Source organism: Peribacillus tepidiphilus (genome assembly GCF_009466385.1).
Classification (GTDB): Bacteria; Bacillota; Bacilli; order Bacillales; family DSM-1321; genus Bacillus_BN; species Bacillus_BN tepidiphilus.
The window spans coordinates 164,174-184,161 of sequence record NZ_WIAQ01000002.1 but is presented as its reverse complement, the minus strand read 5'-3'; the positions used below and the strand labels follow the sequence as shown (position 1 = coordinate 184,161).

24 protein-coding genes and 1 pseudogene are annotated in these 19,988 nt (G+C 37.9%); 6 read left to right on the top strand and 19 right to left on the bottom strand.

What is annotated here, in order from left to right; genetic code table 11:
* The first annotated feature begins 60 nt into the window (after window positions 1-60).
* The 4 genes from tcmP to GD441_RS02175 all read left to right on the top strand — a co-directional run bounded on the left by tcmP (window position 61) and on the right by GD441_RS02175 (window position 3,844).
* The gene (gene tcmP / locus GD441_RS02190) at window positions 61-858 is read left to right on the top strand and encodes a three-Cys-motif partner protein TcmP (RefSeq protein ID WP_153123215.1); all 798 of its coding nucleotides are present in this window, start codon (window positions 61-63) and stop codon (window positions 856-858) included.
* Window positions 859-916: 58 nt separating this feature from the next.
* Window positions 917-1,639 (top strand): DUF5131 family protein, encoded by a 723-nt coding sequence (locus tag GD441_RS02185; protein ID WP_153123213.1) that lies wholly within the window; start codon window positions 917-919, stop codon window positions 1,637-1,639.
* A gap of 66 nt (window positions 1,640-1,705) precedes the next feature.
* Entirely contained in the window at window positions 1,706-2,233 is a 528-nt protein-coding gene (locus GD441_RS02180; RefSeq protein ID WP_225434113.1) for an ImmA/IrrE family metallo-endopeptidase, read from the top strand.
* Window positions 2,234-2,302: 69 nt separating this feature from the next.
* Window positions 2,303-3,844, top strand: a complete 1,542-nt coding sequence (locus GD441_RS02175; RefSeq protein ID WP_225434119.1) for a recombinase family protein — start codon at window positions 2,303-2,305, stop codon at window positions 3,842-3,844.
* Between the two features lie 49 nt (window positions 3,845-3,893).
* Here the strand turns inward: GD441_RS02175 and sigK are convergent.
* Window positions 3,894-4,328, bottom strand: a pseudogene (gene sigK / locus GD441_RS02170) (RNA polymerase sporulation sigma factor SigK); the annotation flags it as partial.
* A gap of 268 nt (window positions 4,329-4,596) precedes the next feature.
* On the opposite strand from sigK, the gene GD441_RS16925 reads away from it, so the two are divergent.
* The gene (locus GD441_RS16925; protein WP_191992071.1) at window positions 4,597-4,767 is read left to right on the top strand and encodes a hypothetical protein; all 171 of its coding nucleotides are present in this window, start codon (window positions 4,597-4,599) and stop codon (window positions 4,765-4,767) included.
* A 71-nt stretch (window positions 4,768-4,838) separates the two neighbouring features.
* On the opposite strand, the gene GD441_RS17405 is transcribed toward GD441_RS16925, so the two are convergent.
* From GD441_RS17405 to GD441_RS02140, 7 genes are all read right to left on the bottom strand, one after another.
* Complete coding sequence (locus GD441_RS17405; protein WP_263862416.1) at window positions 4,839-4,964, bottom strand: hypothetical protein; 126 nt, start codon at window positions 4,962-4,964, stop codon at window positions 4,839-4,841.
* Between the two features lie 175 nt (window positions 4,965-5,139).
* Complete coding sequence (locus GD441_RS02165) at window positions 5,140-5,280, bottom strand: YrzI family small protein (protein ID WP_153123210.1); 141 nt, start codon at window positions 5,278-5,280, stop codon at window positions 5,140-5,142.
* Between the two features lie 564 nt (window positions 5,281-5,844).
* On the bottom strand, window positions 5,845-6,099 hold the full coding sequence (locus tag GD441_RS02160; protein WP_153123208.1) for a YrhC family protein: 255 nt from the start codon (window positions 6,097-6,099) through the stop codon (window positions 5,845-5,847).
* A 144-nt stretch (window positions 6,100-6,243) separates the two neighbouring features.
* Window positions 6,244-7,380, bottom strand: a complete 1,137-nt coding sequence (locus GD441_RS02155) for a bifunctional cystathionine gamma-lyase/homocysteine desulfhydrase (RefSeq protein WP_153123206.1) — start codon at window positions 7,378-7,380, stop codon at window positions 6,244-6,246.
* A gap of 1 nt (window position 7,381) precedes the next feature.
* Window positions 7,382-8,305, bottom strand: a complete 924-nt coding sequence (gene cysK / locus GD441_RS02150; protein WP_153123204.1) for a cysteine synthase A — start codon at window positions 8,303-8,305, stop codon at window positions 7,382-7,384.
* Window positions 8,306-8,406: 101 nt separating this feature from the next.
* A complete protein-coding gene (gene mtnN, locus GD441_RS02145; RefSeq protein WP_153123202.1) occupies window positions 8,407-9,105 on the bottom strand; it encodes a 5'-methylthioadenosine/S-adenosylhomocysteine nucleosidase in 699 nt (232 codons plus the stop codon).
* An 18-nt stretch (window positions 9,106-9,123) separates the two neighbouring features.
* Window positions 9,124-9,762, bottom strand: a complete 639-nt coding sequence (locus GD441_RS02140) for a class I SAM-dependent DNA methyltransferase (RefSeq protein ID WP_153123200.1) — start codon at window positions 9,760-9,762, stop codon at window positions 9,124-9,126.
* A 160-nt stretch (window positions 9,763-9,922) separates the two neighbouring features.
* On the opposite strand from GD441_RS02140, the gene GD441_RS02135 reads away from it, so the two are divergent.
* Window positions 9,923-10,135, top strand: coding sequence for a DUF2536 family protein (locus GD441_RS02135; RefSeq protein ID WP_153123198.1), 213 nt, complete (start codon window positions 9,923-9,925; stop codon window positions 10,133-10,135).
* Between the two features lie 40 nt (window positions 10,136-10,175).
* On the opposite strand, the gene GD441_RS02130 is transcribed toward GD441_RS02135, so the two are convergent.
* The 11 genes from GD441_RS02130 to GD441_RS02080 form a co-directional block, all read right to left on the bottom strand.
* Window positions 10,176-10,856, bottom strand: a complete 681-nt coding sequence (locus tag GD441_RS02130) for a DUF1510 family protein (protein ID WP_153123196.1) — start codon at window positions 10,854-10,856, stop codon at window positions 10,176-10,178.
* A 75-nt stretch (window positions 10,857-10,931) separates the two neighbouring features.
* Window positions 10,932-12,683 carry a peptidoglycan D,D-transpeptidase FtsI family protein gene (locus GD441_RS02125; RefSeq protein ID WP_153123194.1) on the bottom strand — a complete coding sequence of 584 codons (1,752 nt, stop codon included), beginning with the start codon at window positions 12,681-12,683 and terminating at the stop codon, window positions 10,932-10,934.
* Window positions 12,684-12,794: 111 nt separating this feature from the next.
* Window positions 12,795-13,265 (bottom strand): transcription elongation factor GreA, encoded by a 471-nt coding sequence (gene greA, locus GD441_RS02120; RefSeq protein ID WP_153123192.1) that lies wholly within the window; start codon window positions 13,263-13,265, stop codon window positions 12,795-12,797.
* Between the two features lie 216 nt (window positions 13,266-13,481).
* Window positions 13,482-14,117, bottom strand: a complete 636-nt coding sequence (gene udk, locus GD441_RS02115; RefSeq protein WP_153123190.1) for a uridine kinase — start codon at window positions 14,115-14,117, stop codon at window positions 13,482-13,484.
* A 1-nt stretch (window position 14,118) separates the two neighbouring features.
* Window positions 14,119-15,387 (bottom strand): peptidase U32 family protein, encoded by a 1,269-nt coding sequence (locus GD441_RS02110; RefSeq protein WP_153123188.1) that lies wholly within the window; start codon window positions 15,385-15,387, stop codon window positions 14,119-14,121.
* A gap of 25 nt (window positions 15,388-15,412) precedes the next feature.
* Window positions 15,413-16,342, bottom strand: coding sequence for a peptidase U32 family protein (locus GD441_RS02105; RefSeq protein ID WP_153123186.1), 930 nt, complete (start codon window positions 16,340-16,342; stop codon window positions 15,413-15,415).
* Between the two features lie 10 nt (window positions 16,343-16,352).
* Window positions 16,353-16,994, bottom strand: a complete 642-nt coding sequence (locus tag GD441_RS02100) for an O-methyltransferase (protein ID WP_153123184.1) — start codon at window positions 16,992-16,994, stop codon at window positions 16,353-16,355.
* 271 nt (window positions 16,995-17,265) lie between these two features.
* A complete protein-coding gene (mltG, locus tag GD441_RS02095; protein WP_153123182.1) occupies window positions 17,266-18,393 on the bottom strand; it encodes an endolytic transglycosylase MltG in 1,128 nt (375 codons plus the stop codon).
* A gap of 532 nt (window positions 18,394-18,925) precedes the next feature.
* Window positions 18,926-19,213, bottom strand: coding sequence for a DUF1292 domain-containing protein (locus GD441_RS02090; RefSeq protein ID WP_153123180.1), 288 nt, complete (start codon window positions 19,211-19,213; stop codon window positions 18,926-18,928).
* Window positions 19,214-19,229: 16 nt separating this feature from the next.
* Window positions 19,230-19,649 carry a Holliday junction resolvase RuvX gene (ruvX, locus tag GD441_RS02085; protein WP_191992070.1) on the bottom strand — a complete coding sequence of 140 codons (420 nt, stop codon included), beginning with the start codon at window positions 19,647-19,649 and terminating at the stop codon, window positions 19,230-19,232.
* Window positions 19,649-19,918 (bottom strand): IreB family regulatory phosphoprotein, encoded by a 270-nt coding sequence (locus tag GD441_RS02080; protein WP_153123179.1) that lies wholly within the window; start codon window positions 19,916-19,918, stop codon window positions 19,649-19,651. Before GD441_RS02080 ends, ruvX begins: the two co-directional genes overlap by 1 nt.
* Window positions 19,919-19,988 lie beyond the last annotated feature (70 nt).

The following is a 19,988-nucleotide window of genomic DNA, read 5'->3' as shown; positions in this document are numbered from 1 at the left end:
TAGTTAAACAACAAATAGGAAGTAGTTTTACAATCTTTTCAGAATAAGAGGGGGATAATAATGGCTTATGGGGAACATTATGATGAAATTGGTCAGTGGTCAGTTGATAAATTAAAATTTATTGAAGATTATTTACCTCACTATCTAAGAGCAACCAAAAAGGCTTACCATAGATATTACATAGATTGTTTTGCTGGGAAAGGTAAATGGATTCATAAAGACACAAAACAAATTATTGATGGTTCTCCTGCTATCAGTATGAAGTATAAAGATCAATTTACAAAACTATTTTATATAGAAATGGATACTGATCGATGCAAGTCTCTTGAAGAGTTGGTAAAAGAGAATAATTGTATAAATGCTGAAATTATTAATGGAGACTGTAATATTGAAATAGAGGGAATTCTCAATAGAATTCATCCAAGAGCTCCGACGTTTGTTTTTGTTGATCCATCTGCAGACCAAGTAAGTTTTTTAATGATGGAAAAATTATCAAAATGGAAAACAGAGCTATTCATTTTATTTCCCTATCAGATGACAATTAGAAGATATTTACCTGTAAATATAAAAAGTTTAACTGATTGGGGGGTTGAAAGACTTAACAAGTTCTTTGGTACAAATGAGTGGATTAATATTTATAAAACCACTTCAAGGAACTATTTACTCGATAAAATGCTTAAATTCTATACAAATCGACTTAAGGATTTAGGTTATGAGTATATACATATCTCTGATGTATTTAAGGTTCATGGTGGACCTGACCTATATATGATGATTTGGGTTGGTAAGCACCCAGTTGGAGAAAAAATAATGAGAAAGGTATACGAAAATCAAAAAGAACAACTGTCATTATTTTAAAACAAAAATAACACAAACAAGCGTTCTGTGATATACTACCCTCAAAGGAGGGGATTTTTTGGCTGGTAATTCAAGTATTGAATGGACTGAAGCGACATGGAATCCTGTGACCGGTTGTACCAAAGTTTCAGAAGGTTGTAGACATTGTTATGCTGAACGAATGGCAAAAAGATTATATGCTATGGGTAATCCGAGATATACGAATGGGTTTGAAGTAACTCTTCATCATGATTTAATAGATACTCCAAGAAAATGGGTAAAGCCTCGAAAAATTTTTGTTAACTCTATGTCTGATTTATTTCATGATCAAATACCTTTAGATTTTATCCAGAAAGTTTTTATCACTATGAATGAAACGCCTCAACATACTTATCAGATATTAACTAAGCGACCACATAGAGCATTAGAACTTTCTAATAATCTTTCATTTACTCCAAATATTTGGATGGGAACAAGTGTAGAAAACGAATCTGTATTAAATCGAATTCACTTTCTTAGACAAATTCCTTCTATGATTAGATTTCTTTCATGTGAACCTTTATTAGGTCCGTTAAGTAATCTTGATTTAACTGACATTCATTGGGTAATTGTTGGAGGTGAATCTGGTCCAGGTGCAAGACCTATGGAGGCAGATTGGGTCAGAGAAATTAGAGATCAGTGTTTCGAGCAGAATGTAGCTTTCTTCTTTAAACAATGGGGTGGCGTTCAAAAGCATCGTTATGGAAGAGAGCTAGATAACAAGATTTATAATGAATATCCAATAAGCCCAGCTAATTTTTAGCAGGGTTATTTTTTTATATTGTTTATACGAACATACGTTTGTATAATTTAGTTGAGGTGACTTCCAGTGAATTACATATACACCACATTAGAGGACTATATTACAAAATTGTACCAAGAGTTAGATATTCATGTGCCTAATCAACTCGATATGATTGACATATCTGTAAAATTAAATATTTTTTTACACTTTGAGGATGTAAATAGTGCTGCAGTTGATAGGAACGGTCTTTACAGCATGATTATTGATCGGAGGTTATCTAAACAAAAACAATGGCAAGATTTCGGTCATGAATTATGTCATATTCTACTACATGCTGGTAATCAGTTGGCAATGCCAAGAGATTTTGTTAAGCTCCAAGAAGCAAAAGCCAATAACTTCGCCCTCCATTTTTGTGTACCGACTTTTATGCTTTTGAATATACCTTTGCCCAAAACAAGAAATGAGTTTATTTATATCATCTCAGAGACGTTTAATGTAGAATACAATTTTGCTATGAGAAGACTCGAGCATTTTGAAAAGCAACTTTTTGGAATGAAATTTTTTAAAGAGTTGTACCCAGTAAAAGATAAGGTTCGTATCAAACAAGCTTAATCATAAACTTTTGTCATAACTATTTATAAAGTACTTTTTTATTGAGGTGATACTGTGAAAAGAGTCGCCATGTATTTACGTAAATCCAGGGCCGATATTGAAGCTGAAGCTCGGGGCGAAGGTGAGACTCTAGCAAAACATAAGAAAGCCTTATTGAAGCTTGCGAATGAGCAGAAATTAAATATTATAAAAATTTACGAAGAAATTGTGTCTGGTGAGAGTCTCATACATCGTCCTGAGATGTTAAAGCTTTTAAAAGAAATAGAGAATGGAGCATATGATGCTGTTCTTTGCATGGATATGGACCGTCTCGGCCGTGGTGGGATGAGAGAGCAAGGTTTAATATTAGAAACGTTTAAAAGCGCTAAAACGAAGATTATTACTCTTAGAAAGACATATGACCTTGAGGATGAATGGGACGAAGAATACAGCGAATTTGAAGCGTTTATGGCAAGAAAAGAATTAAAGATTATTACGAGACGATTGCAGCGTGGTCGGATAGCAAGTGTAGAAGCTGGCAACTATATTGCAACCAATCCCCCTTTTGGTTATGTCATTAAAGAACTTCCTGACGGACGAACGCTAGAACCTCATCCAGAACAAGCAAAAATAGTTCGTCTAATATTTGAATGGTATACGCATGAAAATGCTTCAAAACGGATAGGTGCTTCTGAAATCGCTAATCGATTAAATAGCATGGGATACGTATCACAAACCGGCATCAAGTGGAAAAATTCTTCTGTTCTCACAATTATTAAGAATGCTGTTTATAAAGGACGGATCCAGTGGGGTAAGAAAGAAATTAAAAAATCTTTGGATCCTCAGAAAGTAAAAGATGTAAAGACTCGCCCTCAAGAAGATTGGATTGACGTAAAAGGGAAGCATGAACCTCTAGTGAGCGAAGAAATTTGGGATCGGGCCCAAGAGATATTAAAATCCAGATATCATGTTCCATACCAGCTAATTAATGGTATAACCAATCCACTTGCTGGTGTCATTGTTTGCGATAAGTGCGGTGCGAAAATGGTTTACAGACCTTATAAAAAGCAGAAACCACATTTAAAGTGTACCAATAACCCTCGGTGCAACAACAAAGCTTCTAATTTCGAGCTGGTAGAAGAAAAATTACTGCAATCATTAAAGCAATGGTTGGAAGCTTACAAATCTCAATTTCAGCTTTATACGCATGACGATCAACAATTAAATAACAATATCCTCGAAGTTTCATTGCAAGCCGTTAAAAAAATTAAAATGGAAATTGCTGAGACAGAAAAACAAAGATTCAAGCTTCACGATCTATTAGAGAGAGGCATTTATTCGGAAGAAATCTTTTTGGAACGCTCTAACACGCTTGCAAAACGGTTAGCTGAGCTTGAGGATGCTCTAGTTACTGCTGAAAAAAATCTTGAGAAAGAAAAAGAACGTCAAAATGCTAAAGATAAAATAATTCCAGAAGTAGAACGAGTATTGGACCTTTATTCCAAAACAGACGACCCTAAAAAGAAAAACAGCCTCATCAAGTCAGTCCTTGAAAAAGCTGTCTATCGAAAAGAAAAGCATCAATTTCGTGATGATTTTAAACTTGTGCTTTATCCTAAAATTCCAAAGTAGTGTCTAAAACCCTTATTTCACAAGGGTTTTTCTTTTACAGATAACATGCAAGTGGGAACTCGTTTCCTTCCTTGTCTTGCCCAATCGGGTCATGCAAAGATACATCCTTTTTTGTTTTTTTCGTAGCTCTTAAATGCATAAGAATTTCGTTTTCAATACACCGAGCCGCATATGTTGCAAGCTTTGTTCCTTTACCATCCGAATAGCTTTCAATGGCTTTAATTAACCCGATTGTTCCAATGGATATGAGATCTTCCGTGTCCTCCCCAGTGTTTTCAAATTTCTTGACGATATGAGCTACAAGTCGCAAATTATGTTCAATGAGCAAATTGCGTGCCTCTTGATCACCCTTTGCCATCAAACTTAAATATTTCTGTTCCTCTTTCGAAGACAAAGGCTGTGGAAAAGCGTTATTCTTAACGTATGATACGAGAAAAAATAGTTCCTTAATTAAATAACCGAGCGCCGTGAAAATATCTGCCATCAGTCCACCCCCATCGTGTCTAGACATTCGCCTATTATTAATGAGTATGTTTCCTGATTGGGCTTTGTGTCTGTACACTAACATTTTCTTTAGGATTATTTTTAAAATAGGCTTGTCATCATGAAACGAGAGAGATGTGGACAAAGCTCATAGGTGCACAATCGGTCATTCTTTTACATAAATTATTGTAGAGAAGGTATATTTGTAGAAATGGGATTTTTAGTATTACTACTAGATTTGACTTTTGAAGAAGGGAGGATCACACGTTATGGGTTTTGGTTATGGTCCTTATGGTTATCCTGCCCCTTATCCTTATCCAGTCCCTTGCTATGGTGGAGCTGGTGCTGCCTATGCACTTTTTATCGTATTATTAATTATTGTACTTATTTTTGGTGGTTGGTGGTTTTTTAACGGAGGATGGGGTAAGGGTTGTTGTTAAAATAGAAAAGCTTATGCAGGCGCATAAGCTTTTTTGTTGATTTACATACTGACTGAATGAACAGTAATTCTTTATTTAGCATCCACACTAACTTCTGTTGCAATGACAAGAGCAATGGTAGCAGTTACAATTAGTGAAATAACGATAGAAAACATGGCAAATCCCCCTTTTTTCTTCTTGTAAGTCGAATTTACCATTTTTCCACCATTTCCAACTTAATATTATTTGAACGTTTTATAAAGAAAAATTTACAAAATTGTGAACAACTGAATTTAGCCGGTATCCATATGACCCCACACGCCTAACTTTCTTTTTATTATAAAAATAATCATATTCATCTCCACCTTTCAAGAATTTTATTTAGCTTAACAATTACAGCATAACCCTATACTCTAACACCTTATTAACATTTTCCTCGTGAATTTTGTTTATGAATTCTTGATGTAATGCTTCCTCAACAGTCATTTTCTTAGGTTTAATTGTGATGGTAAAAAACAATAAATTTAGTGTCATACTTTATCACCTCCTTCAAGTGAGAAAACCAGATTTTTTCCACAAAAAAAACCGCAGATACGATTATGCATACCTACGGCTTTTGACAAAAATGGCACAAAAAACCGCAGGACACAAAATTCTTCCTGCGGTGTTAGTGGTCTAATTAACAGAATGTTAAGACTAGCTAGCTTAACAATTTGCACCGGATCGGTCGAATTTGTGTGGATTTAAATATGCTATTGTTACGTTGATTCCATAAACTTTTGTCATTTTCTTCGACCTCCTTATTACAAATTGTGTTTACATTGGTAAGTATATCCAAAGTAAAACAAAAAGTAAACCATTTATTTGCCTAATTTTTCAAACAAGTTTCGACATATGTAATAAATAATGAGCGGCTTATGAAAAGCCGCTCTCAGACTGTTGACAAACGCTCGCATTCTTCGTCACGAACCCTCCTCCGGTGCTCATTACCGTCTATGGTAACTCCGCTCCTCGCACGGGTTCGTTCCTCGACTGACAAGCGTTTTCAATCAGTCTGAAAGTGCATGAAATATACTTTGTCTACACTCTATGAGCGGCTTATGAAAAGCCGCTCTCATCGGAAAACTCCGCCAATGCTTTTTTACATTGATTAGATAAATAGAAAAAAAGAGAAGCACCTGCCAAAAAGACAATGGTTGCTCCCATCATTAAGAAATTGTTCAAGTCTTCTTTACCTGGAGAAGGAATGAGAACCCCCAAATAAAAAAATACGCTGACGCACACCAATGTAAAGGCGAAACGTTTATAATCAATCATTTTTTCACGCAAAACTGCATATTTTTTTTCTTTCATGGAGTCTTTCACCTGCTCTCGATTAAGAATATCTTTCTATCTATCACTCTAACATATTTTGTAAGATGATAGGTGATGTAATAGATGGGAATACAGGAAAGAGACTGAACCTAAAATGAGTGATTAACAAAATCTTACCGTACGTTATTGATCAAGTGCCTGCGCCAGATCTTCTACGAGGTCATCTCCATCCTCAAGACCGACAGAAATACGAATTAAGCCATCCGTAATCCCAAGCTCTCGACGTCTTTCAGCAGGAATGGAAGCATGCGTCATTTTTGCAGGAACGGAAACTAAGCTTTCCACTGCCCCAAGACTTTCCGCAAGTGTGAAATATTTTAGCTTGCTTAAAACGGTCTCAGCTCTTTCTGCGCTGCCTACATCAAATGAAACCATACCGCCAAATCCACCTGCTTGTTTTTTTGCCACTTCATGATTTGGATGATTTTCAAGTCCAGGATAATAAACCTTTTCTACAGCAGGATGAGAGGTTAGAAATTCCACAATCTTTTTGGTATTTGCTTCTATTTCCTCCATGCGAACTCCTAGCGTCTTAATCCCTCTCATTAGCAGCCATGAGTCTTGTGGACCGAGAACTCCACCGGTAGAATTTTGAACGAAATGGAGATCTTCCCCTAGCTTCTCATCGTTCACGACAACTAAACCAGCCACGACATCACTATGTCCTCCTAGATATTTAGTTGCACTATGAAGGACAATGTCTGCTCCCAATTCAATTGGGTTTTGCCAATATGGAGTAGCAAAAGTATTATCTACCATCAGCAATAAGGAGTTTGCTTTTGTTATTTTCGCAACCTCTTTAATATCCGTAATTTTTAATAACGGGTTTGTTGGAGTCTCAAGAAATACGGCTTTTGTATTTTCACGGATTTCCTTTTGGATGGAAGCCGCGTTACTTGTATCTACAAAAGATGCCTCAATTCCAAAACGGTTCAAGACCTTGCTCATCACACGGAATGTTCCACCATATACGTCATCTGTTAGAATAACGTGATCTCCTTGATTGAATAGCATCATAACAGCGGTAATGGCAGCCATGCCGGATGCAAAAGCAAATCCGCGCTTTCCACCTTCTAAATCTTTCATTAATTCTTCCAATGCGTGTCGTGTAGGATTCCCCGTTCTAGAATATTCAAATCCTTTGTGGTTACCGATCCCGTCTTGCTTATATGTGCTTACTTGATAAATGGGAGTGGAAACAGCTCCAGTTGTTGCATCCCCAAAAATCCCACCATGAATCAACATTGTTTTTTTTCTCATCCTACATACCTCCTTGATAAATCTGTTTGCTTAAATAACGTTCACTTGAATCAGGGAAAATGACGACGATATTTGTTCCAGGTTTTGCAATCTCTGCTTCCTTCATTGCAGCATAAAAAGCTGCGCCAGAAGAACTGCCTACGAGCAAGCCTTCTTTTTGTGCAAGCTCCTTTACTAGGCGAAACGCATCTTCATCCAAAACAGTGTGAATGGCGTTAAAATACTCTTGATCCATATAAGGCGGCAAAAACTCCATCCCAATCCCCTCTGTTTTATGAGGACCCGGTTCACCACCATTTAATATAGATCCCTCAGGCTCTACAATAACCGTTTTTATTACCGGGTTTTGTTCTTTCAAAAATCTTGCTGTACCCATAAACGTTCCACCTGTTCCCGCTCCGGCAACAAATACATCTATTTTTCCATCAAGCTGCTTCCATAACTCTGGTCCAAGTGTTTTGTAATAGGCTTCAGGGTTTGATGGATTTGCAAACTGCTGAGGACAATAGGAACCTGGTATTTCGTTTAGAAGCTGTTTTGCTTTAGCAATAGCGCCCTGCATACCTTCTGAAGTCGGAGTATTGACAACTTTTGCTCCTAGCGCTTTCATGAGCTCCTGTTTTTCTTTACTGAACTTTTCAGGAACGCAGAAAATGACGTTGATTCCTTTGTTAACAGCTGCTAAAGCCAAACCGATGCCAGTATTTCCTGCGGTCGGTTCAATGATTGTTCCTCCGGGCTTTAATTTTCCACTCTTCAGAGCTGCTTCCAAAAGCTCGATCCCTAGGCGGTCTTTTACACTTCCACCAGGGTTAAAATACTCGAGCTTCGCAAAAATTTTCACACCTTTAGGTACCGGGAAATTTTTTATTTCAAGCAATGGAGTGTTACCGATTAACTCGTGAATACTGCTGTAAACATTCATCCTTGCTCTCCCTTTCGATTCATAGATAATCCGATAAATTTACTTGGTATAAAAACCAAAAAACAGGACGATCCAAGCTGATTTGGATCATCCCTACTTCCTTAATCTTTTAGAGCTGCTACAATTTTCACTACTAACTGTGCTGAATGCAATGCGGCCTTCTCTAAAAAGTTCTCAAACGAAACATTTGATTCTTTGCCTGCAATATCAGACAAGGCGCGGATAATGACAAACGGCACTTTAAACTGATAGGACACCTGCGCAATAGCTGCAGCCTCCATTTCTACCGCCTGAAGATTACTGAATTTACCACGAATAAATTCAACTCTTTCCGGATCATTCATAAATGAATCACCTGTGGCAATTAAACCTTTTGCAACTGCGATCCCTTGAATTTCTTTGGCAGCCTCAACAGCTGTTGCAACTAGCTTTTCATCCGCATTAAAAGAAGCTGGTAGCTGTGGAACTTGACCGTATTCATAGCCAAAAGCTGTAACATCCACATCATGATGGCGAACTTCAGTAGAAATCACGATATCCCCTACATTCAATTCAGGTGAAAATCCACCAGCTGATCCTGTGTTAATTACGGCATCCGGCTTGTATTTTTCAAGCAGAATAGCAGTTGACATAGCTGCATTCACTTTTCCAATTCCAGATTTTAAAAGGACAACGTCAACTCCGTTTAATTTTCCAATATTGAATTCACAGCCTGCAATCGTTTCCTGTTCTAGGCCTTCAAGCTGCTCCCTTAAAATTGTAACTTCCTCTTCCATTGCTCCGATGATTGCAACTCTCATTTGTAAAACTCCTTACATTTATTGTTTGGTGGCTTCCAAAATCCAAACAAAATCATTGCAGCGAGAAAAAGTAACTGTAAAACCATATTTTTCGAAAATTTCTTTTAAGAAAGGAATGGTTGAGTAGTATTCGGTTTGCAAATCTTTTGCCAGATTATAAAAGCCTTCGCGTTCTGCTTTTTCAATTGCGTTAAGATGTGCTTGTTTAGATTCATACATCGTGTCCGCAAACACTATTTTACCACCTTGTCTTAACAGGTTTCCATAAAGTTTCACAGCTTTTTCTTTTTCATCATCAGTCAAATGATGGAACGCATACGTACTGACAATGGTATCGATCTTTTTATCTACCGAAAACTCGAGAAAATCACCATCATGAAGCTTTACTTCTTTCGGAAGTTTCTTTTCCGCTATCTCTCTCATTGGCCGGGATGGCTCAATACCAGTAACCTCCAGTCCTCTATTTAATAGCTCTTTCGTTAGGTTGCCTGTTCCTACTCCAAATTCCAAAACATGTCCAAAGGAACGATCGGCAACTTCACTCAAAATTTCTTCATAGCCTCTAAAAACCTCTTTGTATTCCAAGTCATGACCAACTACCGTATCATCGTATGAATCTGCCCAATTCTCAAATATATCAAGAAATTCTCTTCCCATTTTTATCACCCGTTACAATGTTTATAATTCCTATAAATATACTATGGATTTATTTTAAAACTGTTCTAAATTTACCATACTTATTTACGACTCTTCAAGTATGAAACATTCGCGTAATTTGGTAATATATCACTGCAATTCATTTAAGGAGGTTGTTAGAATGAATATTTCTTTTGATTTAATTGAGGACAAAGTGGAATGTTTCGAAGCGGACAGCATAAATAAATTAGAGGAAAAAATCCAATCACAAATTGAGGTCAATAAGTCGATCCTGCTAAGTGTCCATTCCGTTTCACATCAAATGCACGTTACCGAAGATGGAAGAAGATTTTATAGTGCTGTGGTGCATTTCAAAAGAACAAATAAAGCTTAATGACTAGAGATAAAAAAAGCGAGCTCGATGCTCGCTTTTTTTATCTTTTATCATTTACCTTTAATTCTTCAACCTTAACCGGTTTCCATCCGCCGCCATCAACCCATTCAATATAAACACGATAGGTTTTACTGTTGTCTTTAGTCGAAACGGTCCCAATAGCTCGATAAGGTGATCCACCGTTTTCAAGCCACCAGAGCGTATAAGGACTGTCATCCAAACCTGCACCGTAAGCAACGGCCTTCTCCATTTCATTCCAATCCACTGAGCCTTTTGTGAAATCAGTGATGTGTTCACCGGTTTGATCTGTACCGACTGGCTCCCACCCTTCATTCACATACACTTTTACAACATTAGAATCATTGCTGTCATATATCTCTTGGAGTTGGGAATCATCGACCTCATCTGTTACATCCTCTTGGTCGTTTTCTTCTTCTGTATCCGCAGTGTCATCTTGTTTAGACTCTACCAATGAATCGTCATTTTTTTCTTCTTTTTGTTCTTCATTGTTTTGTTGGACTGCAGGTGTCTTTTCTTGCTTCTTGTTCTGATCAGAGGCTTGTTCACTTTCATTCCCTCCCAAGAAGATGGATGCACTTACAATGATAATAAGAGTAATGACGATACTAAGCAGAATATTATAGATTCTATTAGCCTTTCTCTTTTTTTCTTTCATGCTAAAACGAGAAGTATTACCTGATGGTTCGAAGCTTTTCCCCATTTACTTCTACTCCCCCTTACTTAAAAACTTCAGAGCTTATTTTATCATGTAATACTAAATCAATAAAACGATATTCTATTCCTTCATGTCCTGTTTATATATTTCCTTTACCATATCTGCATATAACCCAGTGACGCCTCCTTGATCCTCGGTTGCATCTAATCTAACCACTACAAGGGCATATTTCGGCTTATTATATGGAAAGTAACCAGCAAACCATCTATTTAACAGACCTTTCTCTTTATTGGTTTGTGCTGTACCTGATTTTCCCGCCACTTGGTATGGAAGGTTTTGCAAGGCTCTTCCTGTTCCTTCTTCGTCCTCTACCACTTTTTTTAATAATTCCTGAAGCTTTATGCTTGTAAGCTTGGAAATCTGTTCATCACCTAGAAGACTATCATAAAATTTTGCCTCTGTTGTACCGTTTGCAAATTCAACCCTACTGACGGCTTTTACCATTTTTCTTTGCCCCCCACGGGCGATTGTTGCCATCATGTTAGCAATTGCAAGGGGGGAGGCTTGGACATCCTGTTGACCAATCGCCGTATGAGCAACAAGCTTCTGGTCTTTACTATATGCTTTTTTTAACCAAACTTGACCGGGATCCTCTTGATACAACTGCTTGAAATTTTGATGATAAAGTGTGTTGTTCCAGCCATTTGTTCCGGTTATATTTAACAATTCAGCATATTTTTCAAGCAGACCTGGATCTTTGTGTGCCAATTCCTTAGCCAGTTCACCAAAGGTTCGGTTACAGCTTTGTGCAAAGCTTTTCTCAAAATCCAGCATTCCTAACCTTCGATTCTTATCCTCTTTTCCGTCTACTGTTAGATTACAATTATAAAGTTTATTCCTTTCGATTATGCCTGTTTCGATTGCAGCAGCCGCTACGACCGTTTTAAATACAGAACCAGGAGTAGAACGTCGGAACATCATATTGACTGCTCCTTCTCCTTTGTTCGGATCTTTTTGGTTTACGTTTGGTCTTGAAACTAATGCCCTTATTTCAGATGTTTCAATATCCAGGAGGACAAGCCCTCCTTTATCAATCCCATGCTGATCCACTAATTTTTCTGCTTGTTTCTGAAGATCAAGGTCTATAGTTGTTATCACTTTTACTGGATACATGGGATTGGCCGGAGAATGGAATTTCACATCCAGTCCAAATAAGGGTCCTCCTGTACCATCAACATGAAACACAAGCCGTGTATCCCCATCTGAAAGTAAAAATTCATCAAATTGGTACTGCAATCCTCTGTCACCGAAAACTGTGTTCATGGAAAATTCCCGGTCTGGATATCGTTTTCTCTTTATTTGAGGATCTTTTGTCAAACCTCCGATTAATTGCTGAGCAGGCATATTATTGAGATAAAAATTTTGCTTGACGGCAAAAACCCCAGGTATTTTCAACTTATTGATTTGATCCATTTGCCATTGGGAAAGAGAAATCGGCTTACCATCTAATTGAAATGCGAATGGCTCCTTGGCGTTTTTTAAAGCGTTTATTAAAGATTCCTCACTCACTCCAATGATCCCTGCGACGGTCTTAATTGGCCAATTCATTTTGGATAGAAACGGAAATAAAATAAGGGTTGGTATTTCCTGATGCCCTAACGGCTTTTCAAAACGATCATAAAATTTTCCTCTTCCATCATCTATTGTAAATACTTGTGTTCTTTGTTTTACAGCCGCTTCCAAAAGGTTGATTTCATGCTTAGAGAAAGACTCAGTTCCAACTAATTGAATGTACACGAGCCTTGATAGTAACGTGACCATGATTAACATTTGGACAACTGCCAATGAAATCAATCTCTTTTTTTTTAGCATGAAAAAACACCTCGTCTACGGTTTAAGTGGGAATCAGATTGGCAAAAATCGGCCGATTGACTCCTCACTCACAGTTTTGACGAGGTGCTCATTATTTAAAACATCTAACGATTATTTAACGGCGATGATTTTTACGTTCATCTCTCCGCCTGGTGTTTGAACAACCACTTCATCTCCTACAGTCTTACCTAAAAGACTTTTTGCTATTGGAGAGTCATTGGAAATTTTTCCTTCAAACGGGTCTGCTTCCGCACTACCAACAATTGTGTAAGTTTCCTCATCACCTTCTGGAAGCTCTATAAATGTAACAGATTTTCCAAGTGAGACCACATCTGAATCATTATCTTCAATAATTTTTGCATTACGGATCATATTTTCAAGAGTCGTAATACGCCCTTCCACGAATGCCTGCTCTTCTTTAGCAGAATCGTATTCTGAGTTCTCTGATAAATCACCGAAACTGCGGGCAATCTTAATTCGCTCCACTACTTCTTTTCTTTTTACAGTTTTAAGGTGCTCAAGCTCCTGTTCAAGCTTCAGTTTACCTTCTTTTGTCATAGGATATTCTTTTTCTGTTGCCAAAACCCTTCACTCCTTCTATCTTGATAAAACGGATGCATTACAATAGATCCGCCTCTTTCTATGTAAGCGGATTCTTTATAGAATCCATATGTAAGTGCGCGTCCTATAAAAGGGCGCGCATAGTTCTTCTTTTTGGTAGCGTAAGTCATTTTACAGCTTTTGTAAAGAGAAAATGTCTACAATCATAATTTTATATTCCGTATCTATGTCATGTTATTACAAAAATGCTTTTTGTTCAAGGATTGTTTTAATTTTTGTTACCATCAGATCGATCGCTACATAGTTATGACCGCCTTCTGGGATGATGATATCTGCATATCGTTTGGTAGGTTCAATGAACTGATTATGCATCGGGCGAACGACGTTTACATATTGTTCAATAACAGAATCCATTGTACGTCCACGCTCTTTAATATCACGCAGCAAGCGGCGAATAATGCGTAAATCTGCATCGGTATCTACGAAAACCTTTATATCCATCAAATTGCGCAGTCTTTCATCCTCTAAAATTAATATGCCCTCAAGAATGATGACGTCCTTTGGCTCAACTAGAATGACTTGGTCAGAGCGCGTATGAATCGTATAATCATAAACGGGTTTTTCAATGCTCTCATATTGTAAAAGCCTGTTTAAATGCTCGATCAGTAGGTCATTATCGAAAGCTAAAGGATGGTCATAGTTGGTTTTTAACCGTTCTTCAAAAGGTAAGTGGCTTTGATCCTTGTAGTAAAAATCCTGTTCTAACATGAGAATCGAATGCCCTTTAAAACTTTCATAAATTGCACGGGTGACACTCGTTTTTCCGGATCCCGATCCACCCGCAACCCCAATGACAACGGGTTTTTTCTTCATGCTAGTTCTCCTTTCGCATCATGTTGTACGGATACACACGCTTGTCCATTTTGAACTTCACGATTTGAAGAGGGTGACGGGCTGCATCGAGCTCGTTTCCATCCTCATCCCAAATTTTGTCGATTTTATAGGTGAAATTCTCTATTTCAGGACCAAAGAACTCTACTTCATCACCAGGCTTAAAGTAGTTTCTTTGTTGGAGAGTAACCATTTGGGTGTCTTCGTCATATGCAAGGACAAGTCCTACAAAGTCAAATCTTGTCTTTTTGCTATGATTCCCAAACATTTGCTCCTTATACCCTGGTATACCTTCAAAGAAAGCAGGAGCTGTATCACGATTTGCGCATTTATCAAGCTCATCTAGCCATTCTTTCTTGATTTTGAAATTGTCCGGGTCTGCACAATAAGCATCAATAACCTTACGATAAACACTTACTACTGTAGCTACATAGTGGATAGATTTCATGCGCCCTTCAATTTTTAAGCTATCGATCCCAAGCTCAATCATACGAGGAATGGATTCGATCAATTTCAAATCCTTTGGACTCATAGCAAATGGTGCATCATTCTCATCAAATAGAGCCAATTCTTTATCATCTGTCATTCTGTAAAGGTCATAGTCCCAACGGCATGACTGGCAGCAGCCACCGCGGTTTGAGTCACGAGCTGTCATATGGTTTGACAATGTACAGCGTCCAGAGTATGCAATACACATCGCTCCGTGAACAAAGGTTTCGATTTCAATATCCACCTTTTCTTTAATTTCACGAATCTCTTCTGCACTTGTTTCGCGTGCCAATACAACACGGTCCAACCCTTCTTCTTTCCAGTATTGGACGGCTTTCCAGTTTGTCAAAGACTGCTGCGTACTTAAATGCACTTCTACATTTGGTGCTACACGACGGCAAGTCTCGATAATAAGAGGATCGGCTACAATGATTCCTGTGACACCAGCTTCTTGAAGACCTTTTAAGTAGTCCTCAAGACCGTCGATGTTTTCGTTATGAGCATAAATATTGGTTGTAACATAGATTTTGGCTCCATATTTCTTAGCAAATTCCACGCCTTCCTTCATTTCTTCAAATGTGAAGTTATCAGCGTTAGAACGTAACCCATACTCTTGACCGCCAATATACACAGCATCCGCACCGTAGCGGACTGCAATTTTCAGTTTTTCTAGATTACCGGCCGGGGCTAATAGCTCCGGTTTTTTCACAATGACACGTTTTCCATCAACAATGGCAGAAATTTTATCAGTAATAGCTTTCAAGGCTATTCCTCCTATTTCATTGGTATTAATATACAGTTTCTTTAAAGAAGAATCCTGTATCGAGCGGACGATTCTTCGGTTGAATCGCATCAATCTCTTTCAATAGCTCGTCCTTTACTTCCTCGTATTGATCAGGATCCTCTACACATAAATCAATAGCTTTACGATATAGTTTCGTTACTTCTTTAATATATTCAGGTGACTTTAAAATCCCATCTATTTTAAATGAATCAATTCCAGCTTTCACCATATCCTGTAGCTCATCAATAATACAGATATCATTAGGACTCATAATATGCGTTCCGTTTTCGTCCTCAAAGATTGGGTATTTATTATCCCGTTCTTTATCGTACAGGAACATGTCTTTTTCCAAGCGGCGGTTTCCAATTTCCATCGCTTTTCCTTGATACTCGAAATAGTTTCCGAGAAGGGAACGTTTTGATTGGAACATGCACGTCATACCATGAACCTGTACTTCAATTTCCACTTCAGCATTCTCTTTCGTCTCAATAATTGCATCCATATTAATTTCACGGGCAAGAACCGCTCTCTTTGCACCTTTTCTGCCCCAATAGTTGCAGGTATAGTAGTTTGTAGCGGTTGTTTCGGTGTTCCAATGAAGCTTCATATCTGGGGCAACTTCACGTACTGTCATTAATACTGCAGGGTCTCCGAAAACAATTGCATCTACTTTAACATCTCTTAAGAAAGCTATATAATCAGCCAAAGCATCCACTTTTTCATTATGAAAAATAGCATTCATTGCAACATATACTTTTTTGCCAGCGGCATGGGCAATTTCAACTGCCTTTTTTACATCTTCTCGGGAGAATTCGCCAGCAAGACGAAGGCCAAATTTTTGTTCCCCGATTATAAAAGCATCAGCACCTGCATGAATTAATTCTTGGATATCATTGACGCTAGTCGGCGTTACTAGTAATTCTGGCTTTTTCAATGTTTTCACCTCATTTTTTTACTGAAATAGCTACTCCGTCGCCAATAGGCAAAATAACGGTATGATAATCATTGTGACTCATAAGCCATTTATTATAATTCCGAATTTTGTTTACAAGGCTTCTCAATCTTTTTTGCTCAATTTCTTCATTCGAAACAGCAACTAAGCCTTTGAATAATACATTATCTGTCACAATCATTCCTTGTTCATTTAACAGGGGAGAATACAGTTCAAAAAATTTTTGGTATTGGCCTTTGGCTGCATCGATAAAAATAGCATCATACGGGCCATGTTCTTTGACAGCATCAAATAGCTCTAAAGCATCCCCTTCTAGTATGGTTATGGCTGCTTCCTTCTTTGCAGCTTTAATATATTCACGCGCCTTTTGAAGTCGCTCTTCGTCTCGTTCTAGTGTTACAATGGTCGCTTGCGGTAATGCTTCGGATATGCGTAACGCAGAATATCCAATCGCTGTACCTATTTCGAGGATCTTCTTTGGCCTATGAAGCCTTAACATTCCAATCAACGCCTCCATGCCAATAAGATCCATTATCGGAACCTTATGTTCCAAAGCATAGGCTTCCATTTCGTTAAATAACTGATTACGCTGTGGAATAATTGAAGTCAGATAGTTTTCTATAGCTTGGTTCATGTAAGGTTCCTCCATAGAAAGGATGATCATAATAGATATGATATGTTTTACCAAGAAAAAACTCGGCCAAAGCCGAGAAGATCAAAACGTCATTCTAAGAAATATTATAAATGTGAAAGAACCCATTCATCAATCTAGCTCCAAACAACTCGGAACGTCCTTGTATCCATTGGAATTTTAATGGACGATTGATGGGATAAAATCACTCGAATTATTTTAACATAAAAACAGGGAGAAAGTGAAATAAAACTTCTCCCAATTCATACAGGTTCTAGTTATTGGATATGTGCTTTTCCTTTTCTCTGTTATGCTCTTGAAGAGTCTTTGTAAAAATCACGTCTCCCGTAGAAGTTGCAAGGAAATAGAGGAAATCTGTGTCTTCAGGCTCCAACGCTGCTTCAATAGAAGTGATACCTGCATTTGCAATTGGACCTGGCGGAAGCCCTTTAACTTTGTAAGTGTTATAAGGTGAATTCACTTCCAAATCTTTGTACATTACTCGGTCCTTATGTTCCCCAAGGGCATACAGTACAGTCGGATCCGTTTGTAACGGCATTCCCTTTTCCAACCGGTTGTAGAAGACAGATGAAATTTTGTTTCTGTCGACTTTTTCTGTTGCTTCCTCTTCAATAAGAGATGCAATTGTAAGAAGCTTGTGAGGACTTAATCCCTTTTCCTCCATGGCCCCTTGATACTCAGTCAGCACCTCATCTGTTTTCTTCACCATAACTGATACGATCTCTTCAAGTTTTGGATTTTCCTCATAAAATTCATATGTTGCAGGAAAAAGATACCCCTCTAATGGGTACATAACATTCTTACCGTACACTTCATTCGTGATTAGGTTTGGAAATTGAGCTTTCATTTTGTCGACAAATGTTTTGCTGTTTAATGTCTTAAAAACCGTATCAGCATCTTGGCCTGTTTTTTCTGCGATAATCCCTGCTATTTGCTTTAGTTGTTTTCCTTCTGGAATCGTCATTTTGAAAACAGCTTCTTTTGCGATTTTTCCTGATTTAATACTTTCCACAATTTCAGGAAAGGTCATAGAAGGTGATAGTTTGTATTCACCGGCCATAAATCCTGATTCGTTTTTAAGTTTAACATAATATTTAAATACTTTAGCATCTTTAATAATTCCGTTTTGTTCTAGAATATTGGCAATACCACTAACGGAAGAGCCGATTGGTATCTCAACCGTTCTTAGCTTCTCATCATCAGGATTTACAGGCTTCAAAGCGGATGTTATATAGAAATACACGCTAGTTCCAGCTATTCCTACAATAAGAAAAATAATGAGTGATGTGATTAGTACAATCTTACGGACTACTTTAGCTTCGCTTTGCCTCTCCAACAATTTCTGAAGCATGTATTCCTTTTTTGAATACTTGTCTGTCATGAATCTTCCCCTTCTCGAAATTAAACTTTCACAGTTTCCGCAGATTAATGGGAGTTAAATCCTATTATTTTTATCGATCATGAATACTTACATATCCCCCTTAGGATACGGGAAAAACGGAAATTTTTTTCAAAACTCCCCATCTTGAATCATTATACCTAAAAAAATCCAGAAAAACTGATTTTCCAACAAAATATGTTCTAGTTTTGTCGATTTATTTTCTCTTTTATTTATCGCAAAACCTTTACTTGCTTGTCAACCTCTAACATGAATGGAGATTAATTAACTTTCATGTAGGAATCAACTTCTTCACCTAACATATTACTCATAGGGGAAGAGATGAAATGGAGAAAAATGGAGTAGTGAGGAATTTCTTATGGAACGCAATGAAGTGACTTTTCACGGAGTTTTTGTTTTTATATCAGAGTAATACGAATTTGTAATCGTTCATAAAAAAGGGCGCCTTCCAGTGGCTAGTATACAGGATATACCTGCACTTTAGCCGCTAAAAGGTCACCCTTTTTCATTTGGTTTATTCTTCTTCTCCCTCTTCTTCCAAGAAGGTATTTAGCATCTCTTCAATAAGGTCCCACTCTTCTTCTGTCTCAATCGGTTGAAGCTCTCCGTCCTGATCATCTTCACTTGGTGTGAAGGAAGAAGCATGGATTTCAATTTCACCGTTTTCATCTTCTTCTCCAACAGGGTAATAAAGAACGTAAGATTTTCCAAATTCCTCAGAGTCGAAAGTAAAAAGGACTTCGCAAAGCTGTTCGTTTCCTTTTTCATCAATGATTGTAATATGGTTTTGACCGTGTTCCATTTGTTTCACCTCGTTTTTATTTGGGCTGACTGTCCAGATAGCCTTGCAAAATCATGACTGCTGCCATTTTATCAATGACTTTTTTCCGTTTTGCTCTACTCATATCAGCTTCTAGCAGCACCCGTTCGGCAGCCATGGTCGATAGCCGCTCATCCCATAATACTACAGGAATATGGAGCCTCTTTTCAATAGCTTCCGCATACGCCTTGCTTGCTTCTCCTCGTGGTCCGATTGTGCCGTTCATATTCTTTGGAAGTCCAACAACAATTTTTGAAACCTCATATTCCTTAACAAGCTGTTCAATTCGATCAAAACCGAATTGTTTTTCGTCTTCGTTGATTTTTATTGTTTCGATCCCTTGAGCTGTCCACCCCATCGCATCGCTTATCGCAACGCCGACAGTCTTAGAACCGACATCCAAACCCATAGTGCGCATTACATGTCCTCACGATTATGCTTTAAGTAAGATTTGACCAGCTCTTCAATAATCTCGTCCCTTTCAAGCTTACGAATTAGATTTCTAGCATCTTGGTGACGAGGAATGTAAGCTGGATCTCCTGATAAAAGGTACCCCACAATTTGGTTAATCGGGTTATACCCTTTTTCCTGTAGAGCTTCGTGAACCTTAAACAGAACCTCTTTTACATCTCTTTCAAAAGGCTCCTCAGGAAAGTTGAACTTCATCGTTTTATCAAAGGAACTCATATGTGCACCTCGCTTTAAGAGTTCGTTTTTGCCTTCCCATGCTTGTCCTACTGTTTACATTGTACACTAA